The 20,251-nt window shown below is 61.7% G+C and carries 18 protein-coding genes and 1 tRNA gene; 15 read left to right on the forward strand and 4 right to left on the reverse strand.

Annotated elements, in window-relative coordinates; genetic code table 11:
- Positions 1-7: 7 nt before the first annotated feature.
- Positions 8-811, forward strand: a complete 804-nt coding sequence (locus tag NUW46_RS00615; protein WP_153634198.1) for a slipin family protein — start codon at positions 8-10, stop codon at positions 809-811.
- Between the two features lie 41 nt (positions 812-852).
- Here the strand turns inward: NUW46_RS00615 and NUW46_RS00620 are convergent, their stop codons facing one another.
- The 3 genes from NUW46_RS00620 to NUW46_RS00630 all read right to left on the reverse strand — a co-directional run bounded on the left by NUW46_RS00620 (position 853) and on the right by NUW46_RS00630 (position 3,736).
- Positions 853-1,134, reverse strand: a complete 282-nt coding sequence (locus NUW46_RS00620; RefSeq protein ID WP_064229359.1) for an Lpp/OprI family alanine-zipper lipoprotein — start codon at positions 1,132-1,134, stop codon at positions 853-855.
- 206 nt (positions 1,135-1,340) lie between these two features.
- The gene (locus NUW46_RS00625; RefSeq protein ID WP_418141109.1) at positions 1,341-1,904 is read right to left on the reverse strand and encodes a L,D-transpeptidase family protein; all 564 of its coding nucleotides are present in this window, start codon (positions 1,902-1,904) and stop codon (positions 1,341-1,343) included.
- A gap of 107 nt (positions 1,905-2,011) precedes the next feature.
- On the reverse strand, positions 2,012-3,736 hold the full coding sequence (locus tag NUW46_RS00630; RefSeq protein ID WP_069182513.1) for a potassium/proton antiporter: 1,725 nt from the start codon (positions 3,734-3,736) through the stop codon (positions 2,012-2,014).
- 69 nt (positions 3,737-3,805) lie between these two features.
- Here NUW46_RS00630 and NUW46_RS00635 point away from each other — a divergent pair.
- The 14 genes from NUW46_RS00635 (at position 3,806) to nuoN (ending at position 18,961) form a co-directional block, all read left to right on the forward strand.
- Positions 3,806-3,879, forward strand: a tRNA-Gly gene (locus tag NUW46_RS00635).
- A gap of 168 nt (positions 3,880-4,047) precedes the next feature.
- Positions 4,048-4,458, forward strand: a complete 411-nt coding sequence (gene ndhC, locus NUW46_RS00640; protein WP_418141110.1) for an NADH-quinone oxidoreductase subunit A — start codon at positions 4,048-4,050, stop codon at positions 4,456-4,458.
- 76 nt (positions 4,459-4,534) lie between these two features.
- Complete coding sequence (locus tag NUW46_RS00645) at positions 4,535-5,212, forward strand: NuoB/complex I 20 kDa subunit family protein (protein WP_418141111.1); 678 nt, start codon at positions 4,535-4,537, stop codon at positions 5,210-5,212.
- 49 nt (positions 5,213-5,261) lie between these two features.
- Positions 5,262-7,022, forward strand: coding sequence for an NADH-quinone oxidoreductase subunit C/D (gene nuoC, locus NUW46_RS00650; RefSeq protein ID WP_418141112.1), 1,761 nt, complete (start codon positions 5,262-5,264; stop codon positions 7,020-7,022).
- A complete protein-coding gene (gene nuoE, locus NUW46_RS00655) occupies positions 7,019-7,534 on the forward strand; it encodes an NADH-quinone oxidoreductase subunit NuoE (protein ID WP_418141113.1) in 516 nt (171 codons plus the stop codon). The genes nuoC and nuoE overlap by 4 nt, the downstream gene beginning before the upstream one ends.
- Positions 7,531-8,901: an NADH-quinone oxidoreductase subunit NuoF gene (nuoF, locus tag NUW46_RS00660; protein WP_418141114.1), complete on the forward strand. Its 1,371-nt coding sequence runs from the start codon at positions 7,531-7,533 to the stop codon at positions 8,899-8,901. The genes nuoE and nuoF overlap by 4 nt, the downstream gene beginning before the upstream one ends.
- A gap of 38 nt (positions 8,902-8,939) precedes the next feature.
- Positions 8,940-11,702, forward strand: coding sequence for an NADH-quinone oxidoreductase subunit NuoG (gene nuoG / locus NUW46_RS00665; protein WP_418141115.1), 2,763 nt, complete (start codon positions 8,940-8,942; stop codon positions 11,700-11,702).
- Positions 11,699-12,682 (forward strand): NADH-quinone oxidoreductase subunit NuoH, encoded by a 984-nt coding sequence (nuoH, locus tag NUW46_RS00670; RefSeq protein ID WP_418141116.1) that lies wholly within the window; start codon positions 11,699-11,701, stop codon positions 12,680-12,682. The genes nuoG and nuoH overlap by 4 nt, the downstream gene beginning before the upstream one ends.
- 13 nt (positions 12,683-12,695) lie before the next feature.
- Positions 12,696-13,265: an NADH-quinone oxidoreductase subunit NuoI gene (gene nuoI, locus NUW46_RS00675; RefSeq protein ID WP_136630944.1), complete on the forward strand. Its 570-nt coding sequence runs from the start codon at positions 12,696-12,698 to the stop codon at positions 13,263-13,265.
- Positions 13,266-13,283: 18 nt separating this feature from the next.
- Entirely contained in the window at positions 13,284-13,802 is a 519-nt protein-coding gene (gene nuoJ, locus NUW46_RS00680) for an NADH-quinone oxidoreductase subunit J (RefSeq protein WP_418141117.1), read from the forward strand.
- Positions 13,802-14,110, forward strand: a complete 309-nt coding sequence (nuoK, locus tag NUW46_RS00685; RefSeq protein WP_418141118.1) for an NADH-quinone oxidoreductase subunit NuoK — start codon at positions 13,802-13,804, stop codon at positions 14,108-14,110. The genes nuoJ and nuoK overlap by 1 nt, the downstream gene beginning before the upstream one ends.
- Positions 14,107-15,981 carry an NADH-quinone oxidoreductase subunit L gene (gene nuoL, locus NUW46_RS00690; protein ID WP_418141119.1) on the forward strand — a complete coding sequence of 625 codons (1,875 nt, stop codon included), beginning with the start codon at positions 14,107-14,109 and terminating at the stop codon, positions 15,979-15,981. The genes nuoK and nuoL overlap by 4 nt, the downstream gene beginning before the upstream one ends.
- Positions 15,978-17,513: an NADH-quinone oxidoreductase subunit M gene (gene nuoM, locus NUW46_RS00695; RefSeq protein ID WP_418141120.1), complete on the forward strand. Its 1,536-nt coding sequence runs from the start codon at positions 15,978-15,980 to the stop codon at positions 17,511-17,513. The genes nuoL and nuoM overlap by 4 nt, the downstream gene beginning before the upstream one ends.
- Positions 17,510-18,961 (forward strand): NADH-quinone oxidoreductase subunit NuoN, encoded by a 1,452-nt coding sequence (gene nuoN, locus NUW46_RS00700; RefSeq protein ID WP_418142069.1) that lies wholly within the window; start codon positions 17,510-17,512, stop codon positions 18,959-18,961. The genes nuoM and nuoN overlap by 4 nt, the downstream gene beginning before the upstream one ends.
- Here nuoN and NUW46_RS00705 read toward each other — a convergent pair.
- Positions 18,933-20,243, reverse strand: coding sequence for an NAD(P)/FAD-dependent oxidoreductase (locus NUW46_RS00705; protein ID WP_418141121.1), 1,311 nt, complete (start codon positions 20,241-20,243; stop codon positions 18,933-18,935). The two genes, nuoN and NUW46_RS00705, sit on opposite strands and share 29 nt — an antisense overlap.
- Positions 20,244-20,251: the final 8 nt, after the last annotated feature.

Genomic DNA, 20,251 nt, shown 5'->3' on the forward strand with positions numbered 1-20,251 from the left:
AGGCCGTATGATTGGTGATCTGATTCCCTATCTGGCACCTACGGTGGTGTTACTGCTCATTCTTGCTTCGGCGATCAAGATCCTGCCGGAGTATGAGCGTGGCGTTGTGTTCTTTCTCGGGCGTTTCCAGGGCGTCAAAGGTCCGGGGCTGATCATTGTTATTCCGGGCATTCAGCAGATAGTCCGGGTAGACCTGCGGGTGATCACCCTGGATGTCCCCAGCCAGGACGTGATCTCCCGGGATAACGTGACCGTGCGGGTGAATGCCGTGCTGTACTTTCGCGTAGTGGATCCCGAGCGGGCCATTATCCGGGTGGAGGATTTCAATTCCGCAACCAGCCAGCTGGCCCAGACCACGCTGCGGTCGGTGCTAGGCAAACACGATCTCGACGAGATGCTGTCAGAGCGTGACAAGCTCAATTCCGATATCCAGGAGATCATCGATGCCCAGACCGAGGAATGGGGCATCAAGGTGGCCAATGTGGAAATCAAACATGTGGATCTCAACGAATCGATGATCCGTGCCATTGCCCGTCAGGCAGAGGCAGAGCGTGAGCGTCGCGCCAAGGTCATCCACGCCGAGGGCGAATTGCAGGCGTCCAAAAAGCTGGTGGAAGCGGCGGATGTCATGTCCACGAATTCCGGTTCCATGCAGCTGCGTTACCTGCAGACGCTGGCGGATATGAGCAATACCAACTCATCCACCATTGTGTTCCCATTGCCAATGGAGCTGATTACCACCTTCCTCAAGGACAACAAACCTGCCAGCCCTGACAAGTCCGATCCGGACAAACCGGACACCGGGGCATAAAAAAAGGCCGGCAATGCCGGCCTTTTCGTTACGTATCAGCCTTACTTCTGGCTGGCACGCTCGAGCATACGCTTGGCACGCTCGTTTGCCTCATCGGCAGCCTTCTGGGCTGCACGAGCAGCGGCCAGGGCTTCTTCCGCAGTCTGCTGGGCAGTGCGGGCAGAGCTGGCAGCGCTGTTAGCGGTGTTCAGTGCATTTTCTGCAGTGCGCTCAGCGGAGCTGGCGGTTGCATTTGCTTCGTCGATGGCGCCCTGGTCAGTGGTGGCACAACCTGCAGTCAGAGCAGTGGCCAGTGCAATCCCGGCGATCGTCAGTTTACGCATTGTAAATCCCCTTATTGGTCGAGTTATTTCCTGTGATCCGAAAGTCAGTATAGACGACTTCCTGTCAACCTGCGCAGCATCGCTTGTCAGGTAGTGACTACCGGAGTCGTAAAACAGTGTAAAACACTGTAAGCAGGAATGTTAACTAGGGATACGTAAATTTGCTAAGCATATGACAACAACTTAATGCTGCCGTCAGATTTGCTTCAGGGATGAATGCTGATGGGCGTTCCGTTGGACACCAGTTGCCAGATTTCGTCCATCTCTTCGTTGGTCACGGCGATACAGCCATCGGTCCAGTCCAGACCGGCATAAGCAAAAGCCATATCGCCTACGTTATTGGGCAGGCCATGAATCATGATGCTGCCACCCGGGTCCAGGCCCCAGGCAGACGCCAGTTCGCGATCCCGCTCGCTGGGGTAAGAGATATGGATGGATTTGTAGAAATCGCTCTCGGCGTTGCGCCAGTCCAGCGTGTAATCGCCTTCCGGCGTGCGCTCGTCACCTTCGTATAGCTTGTGACCTTCCGGATTGTCGCCAAGGGAAATTCGGTAGCTGCGAATCACGTCCTCGCCATCCATCAGGTACAGGCGGCGTTCTCCCTTGCGAACGACCACTTTGCTAACACTCTCGATATCCGCGGGCTTGTACATGGTGGCAGCCGGCATACGGGTGTCGGCCTTGGCCAGCAGTTCGGTGGCCAAAGCGCTCGGAGCCAAAGCCAGGCAGAGCAGGGCAAGGGTGGCTGGGAGGGCGCGGAAAATGCTCATGTCCTCAACTTACCAATGATTAATGTTTGTTCAGACGTTTTATACCATAGGCCAAAAGGGATCTGTTAAGGGGTTTTGTTAACTTTTTTGGCTATCTGGTTTGCTCTTCACACATTTTGTGAACTGTCCATCTTCAGGCCCACCTTGGTGACCTTGTCGGCGCTGGTGGCCCGGGCAACCAGTGTCACCGGGCCGAGGGTTACTACGTCACCAACAACCGGGTGCCCTTTTGTCCTTTTGGCAAAGCATTCGGCGAGGGAAAGCTCCGGCGGCAGGTCATCGAACTCAATGCCGTAGACTTGCTCCACGTCACCCAGAAGCGCATCGCCGTTGAGTACGAAATCCCCGAAAAACGCACGTTCGGCCAGGTACTTGGGTGCGTGTCTGCCACTCAGCGCCTTGCCGAGTTCCGGCAGAACACTGGGAGTCGCAAACATTGCGACCATGTCGCCACTGGACACCTCCAGGTCCGCTTTTGGCTGCAGACAGACCCGGTTGCGGAAGACCCCGGCCACAGCCGTGTTCTCCGGAAAGCGCAACTGGCCCAGCCGACGTGGCGTTTGCCAGGTTTCGCCGCGCAACGGGAACAGCATCAACTCGTGGTCTCCCGCCGCTGGAGCATCCAGAGGGAGTCTTCGATAGGGGTCCTCGCCGGCCGGCACCTCCAGGCGAAGCTTTCTGGCCAGAGGGGTCATGGTGGTGCCCTGAACCAGAAGAGAGACCAGGACGATAAAGAAAGCGGCGTGGAACACCAGCTGGGCTTCCGGCAAGTCTGCAATGATCGGAAACAGGGCCAGAACAATGGGGACAGCCCCTCGCAGGCCGACCCAACTGATAAAACCCATCTCGCGACGGTTAAAAGCAAAAGGCCAGAGGGTCAGCAAGACCGTCAGCGGTCGAATGACGAAGATCAGGGCCAGGGCCAGTATCAGCCCTCCGCCAGCCAGTGGGATCAGGTCTGACGGAGTGACCAGCAGCCCCAGCATCAGGAACAGGCACAACTGGGCCAGCCAGGCCAGGCCGTCGTGAACCTGCAGGATCATCGGCATCATCCGGACGTGACGGTTACCAATCACCACGCCAGTCAGGTAAATGGCCAGAAATCCGCTGCCGCCGAGAGCGTTGGTGGCGGAGAACACCGAGATGCCCGCGGCCGCCACAAGCAAAGGGTACAGAGAAGGCGTCAGGCGGATTCGATTGGCCAGCTCCACCACGGCAAAACCGCCAATAATCCCTGCAATAGCGCCGATGCCGAACTGCTGTACCAGCATGGAGAGAGCGGCCCAGCCCGCCTGGTCGCCGTCGTTGCCAATCAACGTAACCAGCATGAGCGTCAGGAAAATCGCCATGGGGTCGTTGCTGCCGGACTCAATTTCCAGGGTCGCACTGACTCGCTCGTTCAGGTGCAGCCCCCGACCCTGCAGCAGGGAAAAAACGGCGGCGGCATCGGTAGAGGAAATGATGGCGCCAATCAGCAGGGCCGTCAGCCAGTGCAGATCGAACACCCACCAGGCCACTACCGCAGCGCCAGCGGCGGTCATGGCGACCCCGAGGGTGGCCAGTACCAGGGCGGGTTTCAGGCCTACCCTGAAAGTCTCCGCCCGGGTGCGCATGCCACCGTCCAGGAGAATCACGCCCAACGCGAGATTGGCAATCAGAAAGGCGAGCTCGAAGTCATCGAACTGGATGCCACCCGGGCCGTCCTCACCCATCATCATGCCCACCACCAGAAAGATCAGCAGTACCGGCATGCCCACCCGGCTGGAAAGCGGGCTGAGCACGATACTGATGACCAGCATCAGGGCGCCAATCAGGGTCAGGGTGGGGTCCATTATTGCTCCAGACAGAATGCTTGCCCAATGCCGGGCTGACCGCTTATATTGCTTGCGCGGCCCTATTTTGCGGGTGTAGTTCAATGGTAGAACGGCAGCTTCCCAAGCTGCATACGAGGGTTCGATTCCCTTCACCCGCTCCAATTCCTATCTTCTCATACTCCTCCGCTTCATCCGTAATATCTTTTGCATCATGCGGTTGCGTGTTTACCGGTTGATTCGGCGCCCCGGTTTGCGCAATGCCGGGCCCATTGCTAGCTTTTAAGACAGGTATCCAACACGACAGCTTTGTGCTGTCGAGGGGAAACTGCATGGCTGAAAGCGCGGCAAATGGCATTGCCGAATACTGGGCTACCGGCTTTTTTATCCTGGCGGTGGCGGGTCTTTGCGCCTTCATGGTGGGCGCGTCCAGTCTTCTGGGTGGCCGCAGTCGCGGTATCAGTAAGTCTCTTCCCTTCGAATCGGGCATTGTCGGCGCCGGCAGCGCCCGCCAGCGGTTTTCTGTTCAGTTCTACCTGGTGGCAATGCTGTTTGTCATCTTCGACATTGAAGCGGTTTTCCTGTTTGCCTGGGCCATCGTCATCCCTGATGTTGGCTGGACCGGTTTCTGGGGAGCCGCTGTATTTATCTTCATCCTGCTGGCCGGGCTCGTTTACGACAGCCGCACCGGTGCCCTCGACTGGGCGCCACAGCAAAGCCCGGCACGCAAGCGCGACGCATAGACACACAATTCCCGGGTCTCCGGATTCTGTGGAATCGGGAAGCAACGGAATAGTGTGACCATCAAGGGAGGTTTTCATGGCCTATACCCTGACCCGAGCAGAGGGTCCTGACGGAAGCAATACCCGTTATCCGGTAGATCGGCGCGAGCGGGTCGAGGACCCGGTCAAGCAACAGCTCGAGCGCAACGTGTTTACCGGCAAATTGAGCGAAGTGCTGAACTCGGCGGTCAACTGGGGCCGCAAGAATTCCCTCTGGCCCTACAACTTCGGGTTGTCCTGCTGCTATGTGGAAATGACCACCGCTTTTACCGCGCCCCACGACATTGCCCGGTTCGGCTCGGAGGTGATCCGGGCCTCCCCCAGGCAGGCGGATTTCATGGTGATTGCCGGCACCTGTTTCATCAAGATGGCGCCGGTGATCCAGCAACTCTATGACCAGATGCTGGAGCCGAAATGGGTGATTTCCATGGGCTCCTGCGCCAACTCCGGCGGCATGTACGACATCTACTCGGTGGTGCAGGGAGTGGATAAGTTCCTGCCGGTGGATGTCTACGTGCCCGGCTGTCCACCCCGTCCTGAAGCGTTTCTGCAGGGTCTGCAGCTGCTGCAGGATTCGATCCAGGAGGAACGCCGGCCACTGTCCTGGGTAGTTGGTGACCAGGGTGTTTACCGGGCGGAGATGTCATCGCAGCGCGAAAAGTGGCGGGACCAGCGAATCCAGGCCACGGAACTGAGGAGCCCCGACAAGCTTTAAAGCCGCTTGCCGTCGTTTACAACTGATCGTCAGGAGTCAAACCACGAGCATGAGCAGGAGCACAGAAAACGCCGACGTCGAACTGGTCGAGGTCCTGCAAAGGGACTTTGGCGAGGCGGTGCTGTGCTGCCAGCAGACTCGTACCGGCATGCCCGTGCTCTGGGTGTTGCGAACAGCCTTGACTGACATCCTGGGTTACCTGAAGGGTCTGGATGCGCCCTACGATCTGCTGTACGACCTGTCGGCGATAGACGAGCGGCTGCGGGGCAATCGCACGGGCCTGCCGGATTCGGACTTCACCGTCTTTTATCAACTCATGTCCATCCACCGCAATCGGGACATCATGCTCAAAGTCGGTCTGGCGGAAGAAGACCTGAGCCTCCCGACCGCTACTGGTATCTTCCCGGCGGCCAACTGGTACGAACGTGAGGTGTGGGACATGTTCGGCATCAGTTTTTCCGGCCATCCACATCTTGAACGGATCCTGATGCCGCCCACCTGGACGGGACACCCCCTGCGCAAGGATTACCCCGCCCGGGCTACGGAATTCGATCCGTACACCCTGACAGTGGAGGGCCAGGAGGCCGAGCAGGACGCTCTCCAGTTTGTTCCTGAGGCCTGGGGTATGGCGCGGGAACGGGACGGCGCGGAATTTATGTTTCTGAACCTGGGTCCCAACCACCCCTCCGCTCACGGTGCCTTCCGTATTGTGCTGCAACTGGACGGCGAGGAAATCATCGATTGTGTGCCCGACATTGGTTACCACCATCGGGGCGCGGAAAAGATGGCCGAGCGCCAGTCCTGGCACAGCTTCATTCCCTACACCGATCGCATCGATTACACCGGTGGGGTGATGAACAATCTGCCCTATGTGCTGGCGGTGGAAAAGCTGGCGGGCATCGAGGTTCCGGACCGGGTGAAAACCATCCGGATCATGATGGCCGAGATGTTCCGGATCACCAGTCACCTGCTGTTTCTCGGTACCTACCTTCAGGACCTGGGCGCCATGACGCCGGTATTTTTCACCTTCAGCGATCGTCAGCGCGGCTACAAGGTGATCGAGGGCATCACCGGTTTTCGCATGCATCCGGCCTGGTACCGCATTGGCGGGGTGATGCAGGACCTGCCCCAGGGCTGGGAAAAGCTGGTGCAGGAATTCCTCGACTGGATGCCGCCCCGGCTCCGGGAGTACGAGCGGGCCATGATGGAGAACGCGCTGGTGAGAGAGCGTACCCGCAACGTGGCCGCCTTTGACACGGCCCAGGCGCTGGCCTGGGGCGTCACCGGCCCGAACCTGCGGGCCACCGGGTGTAATTTCGATCTGCGCAAGCAGCGCCCCTATTCCGGCTACGACAACTTCGAATTCGAGGTGCCCCTGGGTGACCGGGGCGATGTCTTCGACCGAGGCCAGCTGCGGATCGAGGAAATGCGCCAGAGCCTTCGGATCATCCAGCAATGCGTAAATCACATGCCCGCCGGGGACTTCAAGGCGGACCATCCCCTGACTACACCGCCGCCCCGTGAACGGATGCTGGAACACATTGAAACCCTGATTACGCACTTTCTGCAGGTGTCCTGGGGGCCGGTTCTCAAATCCCAGGAATCCATGCAGATGGTGGAAGCAACCAAGGGCATCAACAGTTACTACCTGACCAGTGATGGCAACACCATGAGTTACCGGACACGGATCCGGACGCCCAGTTTCCCGCACCTGCAGCAGATTCCCAGCGTAATGCGCGGCGGTTTCGTGCCGGACCTGATTGCCCACCTGGGCAGTATCGATTTCGTAATGGCCGACGTGGACCGATGACGATGGAAACGACACCGACACCACAGACCATCACCACCGACAGCTTCCGGCTCCACCCGGAGGACGAAGCCGCGATGCGTGCCGAGGCAAGCCACTACGAGCAGCCCCAGGCCGCCTGCATCGAGGCACTGAAGATTGTGCAGCGCCGCCATGGCTGGGTACCGGATGATGCGATCCCTGCCATTGCCCGGGTGTTGGGCGTGGGGCCGGCCAGTGTCGAAGGCGTGGCCACCTTCTACAGCCTGATTTTCCGCCAGCCGGTGGGGCGTCACGTGATCCTGGTATGCGACAGCAGCTCCTGTTTCCTGACCGGTTCGGACCAGCTCCGGGAGGGGCTGACGGCCAGGCTCGGTATCGGCCTGGGACAGACCACGCCTGACGGGCGCTATACCCTGCTACCGGTGTGCTGTCTGGGCGCCTGCGATGGCGGGCCAGCCATGATGATTGGCGACGATGTCTACGGGCCCGTGGGAGAGGAGGATCTATCGGACATTCTGGAGGGCTACCCGTGAACAGCCAGCGCCAGTCACCGATCTACAAAAGCCGGTTGCTTCAGCCCGCCGACGAGCGGTCGCCGGACACCCATCCGCTGACCTGGCGACTGCGGGATGATGGCCAGGTCGTAGGCCTGGAAGAGTACGAATCGAAAGAAGGCTACCAGGCTGTTTCAGAGGTTCTGAACCGGCACGATCCCGACGCCGTGATCGCGGCCATGAAGGAGGCCAATGTCCGGGGCCGTGGTGGTGCGGGGTTCTCCGCCGGCCTGAAGTGGAGCCTCACCCTGCAGGGAGCTGACATGCCCCGAGGGTACATCGTCTGTAATGCCGATGAGATGGAGCCGGGCACCTTCAAGGATCGGCTGCTGATGGAGCAGCAACCCCATCTGTTGATTGAGGGCATGATTCTGGCGGCCTTCGCCAACAACGCCCGGTATGGCTACATCTTCCTGCGCGGAGAGTACGTGGAGTCGGCACGGGTTCTCACCGCAGCGCTTGCCGAGGCCAGGGAGGCCGGCTGGCTCGGTCCGGACATCGCCGGCAGCGGCTTTGATTTCGATATTGCCCTGCACACCGGAGCCGGGCGATACATCTGTGGCGAGGAAACCGCCCTGCTGAACTCGCTGGAAGGCCACCGGGCCAACCCCCGCGCCAAACCTCCGTTCCCCGGCCAGTCCGGGGCCTGGGGCAAACCCACGGTCGTGAACAACGTGGAAACCCTGTGCAACGTGCAGGCGGTGATGCTTCGTGGCGCCGACTGGTACCAGGGGCTCTCCGGGGATCGCACTGAAGACGGCGGTACGAAACTTTACGGCGTCTCCGGGCTGGTGAACCGCCCCGGCCTGTGGGAATTGCCGATCGGCACCACTGGTCGGGAGCTGCTGGAACTGGCCGGGGGGTTGCGGAACGGCAGGAAGCTCAAGGCCTGGCTGCCCGGGGGTGCCAGCACCGGCTTCCTGTTGCCGGAACACCTGGATCTGCCCCTGGATTTCGACACCGTTGGCAAGGAAGGCAGCCGTCTGGGTACCGGCCTGATCACGGTGGTGACCGAGGACCAGAGCATGGTCGCGCTGATGCGCAACCTGGAAGAGTTCTTTGCCCGCGAGTCCTGCGGCTGGTGCACGCCCTGCCGGGATGGACTGCCGTGGACCGTGAAGCTGTTGATGGCGCTGGAGGGCGGCGAGGGTGAAGCCGGGGATGTGGAATTGCTGGACAAGCTGGCGGCCGATTGCGGCCCGGGCCTGACCTTCTGTGCTCACGCCCCGGGCGCGGCCATGCCCTTGCAGACCGCGCTCCGGCATTTCCGGCATGAATTCGAGCAGGGTGTTCGTCACTCGAAGGGCAAGCCTCACCCGGATCCGGTCCCGGTGGGTGAAGCATGAACCGACAACCAGCGGCCAACAGGGAGTAAACAGGCACCATGGCAACCATCCATGTGGACGGTCAGCGCTACGAGGTGAACGGGGCAGACAACCTGCTTCAGGCCTGTCTGTCCCTGGGCCTGGATATCCCCTATTTCTGCTGGCATCCGGCCATGGGCAGTGTCGGGGCCTGTCGCCAGTGCGCTGTGCGCCAGTACAAGGACAGCGAGGACGACAGGGGCATGCTGGTGATGTCGTGTATGACACCGGCCTCTGACGGCACCCGCATTGATATTGACGATGATGAAGCCCGGGCGTTTCGAGCCAGTGTGGTGGAATGGCTGATGATCAACCATCCCCACGATTGCCCCGTGTGCGAGGAAGGCGGCCACTGCCATCTCCAGGACATGACCGTGATGACCGGTCACGACCGTCGCCGCTACCGGTTCCGTAAACGCACCCGGCGCAACCAGTACCTGGGCCCCTTCATAGCCCATGAGATGAACCGCTGCATCACCTGCTACCGCTGCGTGCGCTTTTACAACGATTACGCTGGCGGGACGGACCTGGGAGCCTTTGGCTCCAAGGACAATGTCTACTTCGGACGATACCAGGAGGGCACCCTGAAAAGCCGCTTCGCGGGCAACCTGACCGAAGTCTGCCCGACCGGTGTTTTTACCGACCAGAGCCATTCCGATCATTACACCCGCAAGTGGGACATGCAGTTCGCGCCGGGCATATGCCACCAGTGCGCGGTGGGATGCAACATAAGTCCGGGCGAACGCTATGGGGAGATCCGTCGGATCGAGAACCGCTACCACGGTGAGGTGAACGGGTATTTCCTGTGCGATCTTGGTCGTTTCGGCTATGGCTATGTGAACCGTCCGGATCGGCCCAGGGTGCCGGAGTTCAGGGCAGTGCAGGGGCGGGAGCAGCAGCCGGAGGAACTCGGGGTGGATACCGCCCTGGCCCGGATAACGGAGGCCCTGCGCCATGCTAATCGGATCATCGGCATCGGCTCGCCCCGGGCCAGCCTGGAAAGCAACCATCAGCTTCGGGAACTGGTGGGTGAGGCCAACTTTTCCACCGGCATTAATGAGAGCGAGCAGACCTGCCTCCATCGGATGGATGAACAGGGCCGAACTTGCGGGCTGCCAGCGCCCACCCTACGGGAGGTGGAGCAGCACGATGCCGTACTCCTGCTGGGCGAGGATCCCATGGAAAGCGCGCCCCGCCTTGGTCTGTCCATTCGCCGGGCGATTACCGCACCGCCGGCGGACTACGCCGCCAGGTTGGGTGTTCCCCGCTGGCATGCCGATGCCATAAAAACCCTGTCCCAGGATCATCGCCAGCCGCTGTTTGTCGCCTACCCGGCCGAAACCGAGCTGGACGCACTGGCTCATAGCCGTCTGGCGCTGGCCCCCGACGACATCGCCCGGCTCGGGTTTGCGGTGGCCCACGTCATCGACCCGGCCTCCCCGGACGTGCCAGACCTGGCCGAGCCGCTGCGCTCCCGGGCTGGCGAGATAGCGCGCGAGCTCATGGCTGCTGACCGTCCGCTGGTGGTCAGCGGCGGCGCCCTGGAGTCGCCAGCCATTATAGGGGCCGCTGGCAACATTGCCCGTGCCCTGGCCCGGCGCGCCAAACGCGGCGGCTTGCTATTTGTTCGCCGGGAGGTGAACAGTACTGGCCTTGCACTGCTGGGCGGTCAGCCTCTGGAGTGGGCGCTCGGACAGCTGAATGACGGGAACGCCGACGCAGCCGTGATTCTGGAGAATGATCTCTATCAGCGTCTGCCGGAAACCCGGGTTGAAGACACCCTGGCCGGGGTTCAGACCCTGGTGGTGCTGGACCATCAGCGCACGCCCACGGTGAACCGGGCAACCTTCTCCCTTCCAGCAGCCAGCTTTGCCGAGGGTGATGGCACGCTGGTCAACCTTGAGGGTCGCGCCCAGCGCTTCTTCCAGGTTTTCGAGCCGGGCTACCTTCGTCCGGAAGCGCGTATTCACGAGAGCTGGCGCTGGCTGCACGCGCTCTCAGCAAAACTCAAAGGGGATACGCCGGAAGATATTACGCTCGACCAGGTAACGTTGGCGTGCAGTCGGGCCTCCCGCGATCTTGAGTTGATTACCGCGGCGGCCCCCGACGCCGGGTTCCGGATCGAGGGCCTGCGGCTGGCCCGTGAGCCCCACCGGTACAGTGGCCGAACCTCCATGCGTGCAAACCAGAGTGTCAGTGAACCGCGGGTACCCCAGGATCCGGACACTGCGCTCGCCTTTTCCATGGAGGGTTACAGCGGGTTCCGGCACCCCCGCCAACAAGTGCCTTTTGCCTGGGCGCCTGGCTGGAACTCGCCCCAGGCCTGGAACAAGTTTACCGACGAAGTGGGTGGCCATTTGCGCGGCGGCGACCCGGGCATCCGGCTACGGGAGCCCCAACCCGGGTATTACCACTACGAGGCTGATATTCCGGCCGCCTATGAGCCCTCTGGAACGGGTTTTCAGGCCCTGGTTCTGCCACGCCTGTTCGGTGGCGAGGAAACCTCGGCCCTGGCGGAGCCCATTCGCCAGCGGATGGAGCCACCGGTACTGCTGCTTTCGGAAACCGATGCAACAGCCCTGGGGGCCGAGCTGGGCGGACTGGTCACAGTCAAGGGCGAGCAGGGGTGCGTGACACTGCCGGCCCGGGTGCAGGTGGACTGGCCACAGGGGCTTGTGGGCCTGCCAGCCGGGTGTGTTCCGGCTGGCATCGCTGATGGTCCGGTTACGCTCACCGCGGGCCCGGGCTCCACACCAGGCGCCGTCTGTGAGGTGCGGCCATGAGCTGGCTGACACCGGAATGGCAGGCCATTCTCTGGGCCATGTTTCAGGCCCTGGTGATTCTGCTGGGGGCAGTTTTGCTGGGCGCCGCTCTGACCATTGTTGAGCGCCGTCTCCTGGGTCTGTGGCAGGATCGATACGGCCCCAACCGGGTCGGGCCGTTCGGGCTCCTCCAGCTGGTCGCAGACATGATCAAGATCTTTTTCAAGGAAGACTGGATTCCACCGTTTGCGGACCGGCCGCTGTTCCTGCTGGCACCGGTGATTGCCTTCGCGTCCCTGCTGCTTTCTTTCCTTGTGATACCGATCACTCCCGGATGGGGCATCGCCGACCTGCACATCGGATTGCTGTTTTTCCTCGCGATGGCCGGAATCAACGTCTACGCGGTGCTGCTGGGGGGCTGGGCCAGCGGCAACAAGTACGCGCTGCTGGGGGCCATGCGTTCATCCGCGCAGACCGTTTCCTACGAGGTGTTCATGGGACTGTCGCTGATGGGCGTGGTGGCGCTGGCAGGCTCCTTCAACATGCGCGAGATTGTCGCGGCACAGGAGGGAATGTGGTTTGTGGTGCCCCAGTTTTTTGGTTTCTGCACCTTCCTGATTGCCGGCATTGCCGTTACCCATCGCCATCCCTTCGACCAGCCCGAGGCCGAGCAGGAACTGGCGGACGGCTATCACATTGAATACTCGGGCATGAAGTTCGGGCTGTTTTTCATTGGCGAGTACGTGGGCATGGTGCTGGTGTCCGCGCTGATCGTTACCCTGTTCTTTGGTGGCTGGCATGGCCCCTGGTTGCCGCCGATCCTCTGGTTCGCGCTCAAGACCGGCTTCTTCCTGATGCTGTTCATCCTGTTGCGGGCTTCGTTGCCCAGACCCCGGTATGACCGCGTGATGAGCTTTGGCTGGAAGGTGTGCCTGCCGCTGACACTGATCAATCTGCTGGCCACCGGCGCTGTGATGTTGCTGATGGCGCCGGAAGGCTGAGGAGGACCCGTTGATGGATAAAGAAAAGGTCCCGTTCATAAAGTCTGTGTTGTGGCTGGTGCCGGCCACCTGGAGCCAGCTGCGTACCCTGGGCATGGTGTTCATGCACAGTTTTCGCAAGCGGGAGACGGTTAATTACCCGGACGAGGAGGTTTACCTGCCGCCCCGCTACCGGGGCCGCATCGTGTTGACCCGGGATCCGGACGGCGAAGAGCGCTGCGTGGCCTGCAACCTCTGCGCGGTGGCCTGCCCGGTTGACTGTATCTCCCTGCAAAAAGGCGAGCAGGAAGACGGCCGCTGGTACCCGGAGTTTTTCCGGATCAATTTCTCCCGCTGCATTTTCTGCGGCATGTGCGAGGAGGCCTGCCCAACCTCGGCAATCCAGCTGACACCGGATTTCGAGATGGGCGAGTACGACCGGCAGCAGCTGGTTTATGAGAAAGAGGATCTGCTGATCAATGGTCCGGGCAAGGACCACGATTACCACTTCTACAAGGTGGCCGGCATGGCCATCGGCGGCAAGGACAAGGGCCAGGCTCTGAACGAGGAGGAGCCGGTGGACGTGCGTTCCCTGTTGCCATAGAGCGGGAGGTAGAGACCCATGGAACTGGCGTTTTATCTGAGTGGCCTGGTGGCGATACTGGCGACGCTGGGCGTGATTACCGGCAGCAACCCGGTGCACGCCGTGGTGTATCTGATTGTCTCGCTGATTGCCGTTGCCCTGGTGTTCTTTGCCCTCGGGGCGCCCTTTGCCGGGGCACTGGAAATCATCGTCTACGCCGGCGCCATCATGGTCCTGTTTGTGTTCGTGGTGATGATGCTCAATCTCGGCCCGGAAGAGGATGCCGAGGAGGCTGACTGGCGCCATCCCCGGCACTGGCTGGGCCCCTGTGGGTTGGCCCTGGTGCTGCTGGGCGTGCTCTTCCACCTCATTGCTGGAGGTGACATGACCAGGGTCATCGAGGGCGAATTGCTGACTGCGCGGGCGGTGGGCCTGACCCTGTTCGGACCCTGGCTGATGGTGGTGGAACTGGCGGGGCTGCTGTTGCTGGGGGCGCTGGTCGCTGCCTCCCATGTGGGACGGCGGTCGAATCCGTTGCGACAGAGGAGGAGGCCCTGATGGCAGGTATCCCCATGGAGCACGGTCTGATCCTGGCAGCCATTCTGTTTGTGCTGGGCCTGGCGGGCCTGATGCTGCGCCGGAACATGCTGTTCGTTCTGATGAGCCTGGAGGTGATGCTGAACGCCGCGGCGCTGGCGTTTGTGGTAGGCGCCACGGCATGGAATCAGCCCGACGGCCAGGCGATGTTTCTGTTGGTGATTACCCTGGCGGCCGCCGAAGCGGCCGTGGGGCTGGCGCTGATGATCCAGCTGTTCCAGCGGGTCAGGTCCCTTAATCTCGATCTGATCAGCAGGATGCGCGGATGATGGAACTGGCGGTCACCCTGTCGCTTGTCATGCCCCTGGTCGGCACCCTGGTGCTTGCCCTCTCAGGCGGGCGCCTGGGGCCGCGGGCCGGTGCTGCCATCGGTGTCGGCAGTGTCGGCATCGCTGCCCTGGCGACGGCCTGGGCCATCGCGCTCTATGCGGGCGGCGATGGCGCGGTTCGTTTCACGCTCTGGACCTGGATCCAGGTGGGGGCCTTCCAGCCAACGATCGGTCTAGCGGTGGATGCCCTGGCCCTGGTGATGATGGCCGTGATCACCGGCGTCGGTTTCTTCATCCATCTGTTTGCGGTCTGGTATATGGGCGGCGAGGCCGGGGTACCCCGCTTCTTCGCCTGGATGAATCTGTTCGTATTCAGCATGCTGATGCTGGTGCTTGGCGACAACCTGCTGCTGTTGTTCCTTGGCTGGGAAGGGGTTGGCCTGTGCAGCTACCTGCTGATCGGCTACTACTACCAGGACAGCGCCAACGGCCGAGCGGCGTTCAAGGCGTTTGTGGTCACGCGCATAGGTGACGTGTTCCTGGCCCTGGGCCTATTCCTGATCTTCCGGGATCTGGGAACCCTGGATATCCAGCAGGTGATGGTGCGGGCTGCCGAGGTCTGGTCCGTGGGCGACCCTACGGCGACCCTCGTTGCCCTGCTGGTGCTTGGCGGCGCCCTGGGCAAATCGGCGCAGGTGCCGCTGCACACCTGGCTGCCGGACGCCATGGCGGGGCCGACCCCGGTGTCGGCGCTGATCCATGCCGCCACCATGGTGACTGCCGGCGTTTACCTGATTGCCCGGCTTGATGGCGTGTTCCTGCTGGCACCGGACGTCCTGTGGCTGGTCGGGGTGATTGGTGCCCTCTCACTGCTGCTGGCGGCCTTCGCGGCCCTGGCCCAGACCGATATCAAGCGGGTGCTCGCCTACTCCACCATGAGCCAGATTGGCTACATGTTCCTGGCCCTCGGTGTGGGCGCCTTTGATGCCGCCATTTTTCACCTGGTCACCCACGCGTTCTTCAAAGCGCTGCTGTTCCTGTCGGCCGGTGCAGTGATTACCAGTTGCCATCACGAACAGGACATGGCGAATCTGGGAGGGCTGAGAAAGCGCCTGCCCGTGGCCTATGCCGGTTTCCTGGTGGGCGGGTCCGCACTGGTGGCCTTGCCTTTGGTCACAGCAGGTTTCTACAGCAAGGATGAAATACTCTGGCAGGCTATGGCCGCCGACCAGCAGGGGCTTCTCCTGGCCGGTCTTCTGGGCGCGTTCCTGACATGCCTGTATACGGTTCGGCTGATTCTTGGCACTTTCCATGGAGACTGCGGCAGCGACAAGGCCCGGAACGCGGAACCGGGGACCCTGTTGCTGACCCACCATTTGCCCTTGGCCGTGCTGGCGGTACTGTCCACTTTTGTTGGAGCCATGCTCTATCCCCACCTTGGCAGCCTGTTTCCGGTGGCACCCGGCGAACGCACCGACGCCGGCCATACCCTGTTACAGCTGCTGGCCAGTGGCACCGTGATTGCCGGTCTGGCAATGGCGGGCTGGCTGTTCGTGAAGCGGCGCGACTGGCTACGCGAGCAGGTTAGCGGTGGCCTGGGCGCCTTCCTCTGGAATCTCTGGCACCGGGCCTGGGGGTTCGATGCGCTTTACGACCGGCTACTGGTCCGTCCCTGGCAGCTGCTGGTGCGCATGCTTCGTCATGACCTGATCAATCTCACCATCAACCTGTTGGCGGTGCTCGCCCGTTTGGTCAACAGCGCTCTGGTACGGGCCCAGAATGGCCGGATTCGCAGCTATGCCACGGCCATGATTTTGGGCGCAACCCTGATTCTGCTGGCTCTGGCCATCGGCCCGGGAGGTGTCGCGTGATCCTGGTGTGGTTGATCGTGATTCCGTTCCTGGGTGGTCTGCTGTGCTGGCAGGCGGATCGCTGGGGTGAGCAGGCACCGCGCTGGATTGCCCTGGGGACCATGCTGTTTGTCCTGGTGATCAGCCTCTGGCTCTGGGTCACCGGCGATTTTGCCTTGCCCTCTGGAGCGGATACGCCCTGGCTGCTGGAATGGCGGGCCGACTGGATTCCCCGGTTCGGGATTGAAATCCACCTGGCCATGGACGGGCTCTCGCTCATTCTGGTGGCGCTCACAGGCTTTCTGGGCGCCTTGGCAGTACTCTGCTCCTGGCATGAAATCGGCCACCGTATCGGCTTTTTCCACCTCAACCTGCTGTGGATCCTGGGCGGTGTGGTCGGTGTGTTCCTGGCGCTGGATCTGCTCCTGTTCTTCCTGTTCTGGGAAATGATGCTGGTGCCCATGTACTTTCTGATCGCGCTCTGGGGGCATAGCGGCTCGGCCGGCCAGACCCGCATTCGGGCCGCCACCCGGTTCTTCATCTACACCCAGGCCAGTGGCCTGTTGATGCTGGTGGCCATCCTGGCGCTGGTATTTATCCATTTCGGCAACACGGGGGAATTCTCGTTCAGCTACGAGGTTCTCCTGAATACCGAGGTGCCCGAGGCCATCGCGCCCTGGCTGATGCTTGGCTTCTTCGTGGCCTTTGCGGTGAAACTGCCGGTAGTGCCTTTCCACGGCTGGTTGCCAGATGCCCATGCCCAGGCGCCGACGGCGGGCAGTGTGGATCTGGCGGGTATCCTGCTGAAAACGGCCGCCTACGGGATGCTGCGCTTCGCGCTGCCATTGTTCCCGGAAGAGTCCGCCGCCTTCGCTCCGGTGGCCATGGTGCTCGGGCTGGTGGGCATCGTGTATGGCGCCGTGCTGGCCTGTGGCCAACAGGACATCAAGCGGCTGATTGCCTACACCAGTATCTCCCACATGGGTTTCGTGTTGATTGCCATCTATTCCGGCTCGGAACTGGCCATCCAGGGCGCCGTGGTTCTGATGGTGGCCCACGCCTTTTCCTCCGCTGGCCTGTTTATCCTCAGCGGCCAGCTTTACGAGCGTATCCACACCCGGGATATGCGCATCATGGGCGGGCTCTGGGGCCGGATACCGACATTGCCGGGGTTCACGCTGTGTTTTGTGGCAGCGTCCCTGGGGATGCCGGCTACGGCCAATTTTGTTGGCGAGTTCATGATCCTGTTCGGCACCTTCCCGACGGCGCCGGTGGTGGTGCTCATTGCCAGTACGGGCCTGGTCATGGCCGCCATCTATTCGCTGATCCTGATGCAGCGGGTCCATTTCGGCCCGGCCTATCGTGAAGGTGCGCTCGCCGGCCCGGACTGGCGGGAGTACGGCATGATGCTGGCCCTGCTGGCCCTGGTTCTGCTCATCGGGCTCTATCCGCAACCGCTGCTGGATACCACCGCCGGCATGTCCGGCAGAGTGGTAGAGCTGTTTGCCGGCGCTGCCCAGAGTCTCGCGGAAACTGCCGGGGAGGTGCGCTGATGCTGACAGCGGCGGATCTCGTTACTTTGCTGCCATTGATCCTGGTGGGCACCACCGCTGTAGTTGCCATGCTGGCGATCGCCTGGCAACGCCACCATGCCGGTACGGCCCTGATATCCGGTATCGGCCTCGTATTGGCGCTTCTGTTGCTGCCTGTGGCTTCCACCGGATCTCCGCCGCTGATGCAGGTGGATGGGCTGGCGCAAATGGCGTCGACACTGATCCTGCTGTCCGCGCTGGTTACCGTGATCCTGAGTCATCACTACCTGACCGGCTATATCGGCCCGCAGGAAGAGTTCTACCTGTTGGTACTTTGCGCCACAGCCGGTGCCCTGGGCCTGGTGGCAAGCGATCATCTGGCCATGCTGTTCATCAGCCTGGAACTGCTGTCGATGCCGCTGTACGGCATGCTTGCCTACAGCTTCAGGGCAGAGCGTTCCCTGGAAGCGGGGATCAAGTACCTGCTGCTGTCGGCCGCCGCCACGGCCTTCCTGCTGTTTGGTATGGCTCTGATCTATGCCCGCACTGGCTACCTGGATCTGACTTGGATTGCCGGCGCCATTGCGCATGGACCGGATGTCTGGATGCTGGCTGGCGGCGCACTGATACTGGTGGGGCTGGGTTTCAAGCTTTCGGTGGTGCCGTTTCACCTGTGGACGCCGGATGTCTACCAGGGCGGCCCGGCGCCGGCCACGATTTTCCTGGCCACGGTCAGCAAGCTGGCTGTTTTCGTGGTGTTGTTGCGCCTGGTGCTGTCAGCGCCGATCTACGAGAGTGACTGGTTGCAGGCGGTGATCACGGTGCTGGCGTTGTTGACCATGCTGGGCGGGAATCTGCTGGCGCTGTTCCAGTCAAACCTCAAGCGGCTGCTCGGCTACTCGTCCATTGCCCACTTCGGCTACCTGCTGGTGGCCATTGCCGTCGGCAATGCACTGGCGGTCGAAACCACCGGCGTCTATCTGGTGACCTATCTGGTGACGACGCTGGCGGCGTTTGGTGTGGTGACCCTGGTGTCCAGCCCGTTCGGAGGCGAAGACGCCGATGGGCTGCCGCTCTACCGCGGCCTGTTCTGGCGGCGCCCCTATCTGGCGGCGGTAATGACGGTCAGCTTCCTCTCGTTGGCGGGGATTCCCCTGACCGCCGGATTCATCGGCAAGTTCTATGTTATTGCCCTCGGTGTCGCCGACAGCCGCTGGTGGCTGGTGGGCGGTGTTGTCGCCGGCAGTGCCATAGGGCTGTATTACTATCTGCGGGTGATGGTGACCCTGTACCTGCCGGAACCGGGGATGCGTCGCCGGGATGTCACCAATGACTGGGGCAGCCGCCTTGGCGGCATCACCCTGGTCACCCTGGCGATTGTCATTCTGGTATTCGGCATCTACCCCGCCCCGATGATCGACTGGGTGCAGGACCTGAGCGTCAATGCAGCTTCAGTCTCGGGTGCATAGCGCGGCTAATTCGGTCCATCAGCCAGATGATGCCGGTGCGGAACATGCCGTGCAGGGCCACCTGGTGCATCCGGTAGAGGGACAGATAGAACATGCGGGCTACCTTGCCCTCGATATACATACTGCGACCGGAGAGATTGCCCATCAGGTTGCCGACGGTGGTGTAGCGGCTGAAATTGATCAGCGAACCATGGTCGTTGTAGACGAAGGGCACGGCCTCGCCATTGTCCAGGCGATTGCACAGGGTCTTGAACAGGGTGTCGGCCTGCTGGTGCGCAGCCTGGGCCCGGGGCGGAACCGGCCTGTCGGAATCCGGTTGCGGGCAGGCCGCGCAGTCGCCAAAGGCAAAGATGTCCGCATCCTGGGTAGTTTGCAGGGTCTGCTCCACCACCAGCTGGTTGCCCCGGTTCACCTCCAGGCCTTCAAGCTCCGCCAGGAACGCCGGGGCCTTGATGCCCGCCGCCCAGATGGTCATTTCCGAGGGTAGTTCTGTCCCGTCTTTCATCACGACCGTATTCGGTCGCACCTCGCTCACCGGCTGGCCGGTGAGTACCTTCACTCGCTGGTGTTCCAGTTCCTTGGTCGCCGCCGCAGAAAGCCGACCGGGCAGAGCCGGGAGAATGCGGTCGGCGGCCTCGATCACGGTAATGGAAACGTCCGAGGGCTGGAGATGGTTCATACCGTAGACTGGAAGCTCGCGGGACGCCAGTCGCAGCTCTGCGGCGAGCTCCACGCCGGTGGCGCCAGCCCCGATGATACTGATGTTCAGGGTGTGTTCGGCCCCCTGGAATGCCTCGTGATTCTTGCGCAAAAAGGCGTTCAGCATCAGGTTGTGAAAGCGCCGGGCCTGATCCAGGCTGTCCAGGAACAGGCAGTTGTCCTGGGCGCCGGGGGTGCCGAAATCGTTGGCGGTGCTGCCGACCGCGATGACCAGTGTGTCATAGGGGATGTGTCGCTCGGGAACCACTTCTGTGCCGTCGACATCGTGAAACGGGGCTATAACCACGTGTTTGTTCTGGCGGTCCAGACCGCTCATGCGACCCAGCTGGAATTCGTAGTGGTGCTTGCGGGCATGGGCGCGGTAGTTGATCTCGTTTGCACTGGCATCCAGGGAGCCAGAGGCTACTTCGTGCAACAGCGGTTTCCAGACGTGGGTCAGGCCGGCATCCACCAGCGTGATCCGAGCCTTGCGCTTTTTACCGAGTTTGTTACCAAGGCTGGTAACCAGTTCGAGACCGCCGGCGCCACCGCCGACCACAACAATGTGATGAAGGTTATCCATAACAATCA

The sequence above is a fragment of the Marinobacter sp. MA genome (assembly GCF_048298425.1).
Taxonomy (GTDB): Bacteria; Pseudomonadota; Gammaproteobacteria; order Pseudomonadales; family Oleiphilaceae; genus Marinobacter; species Marinobacter salsuginis.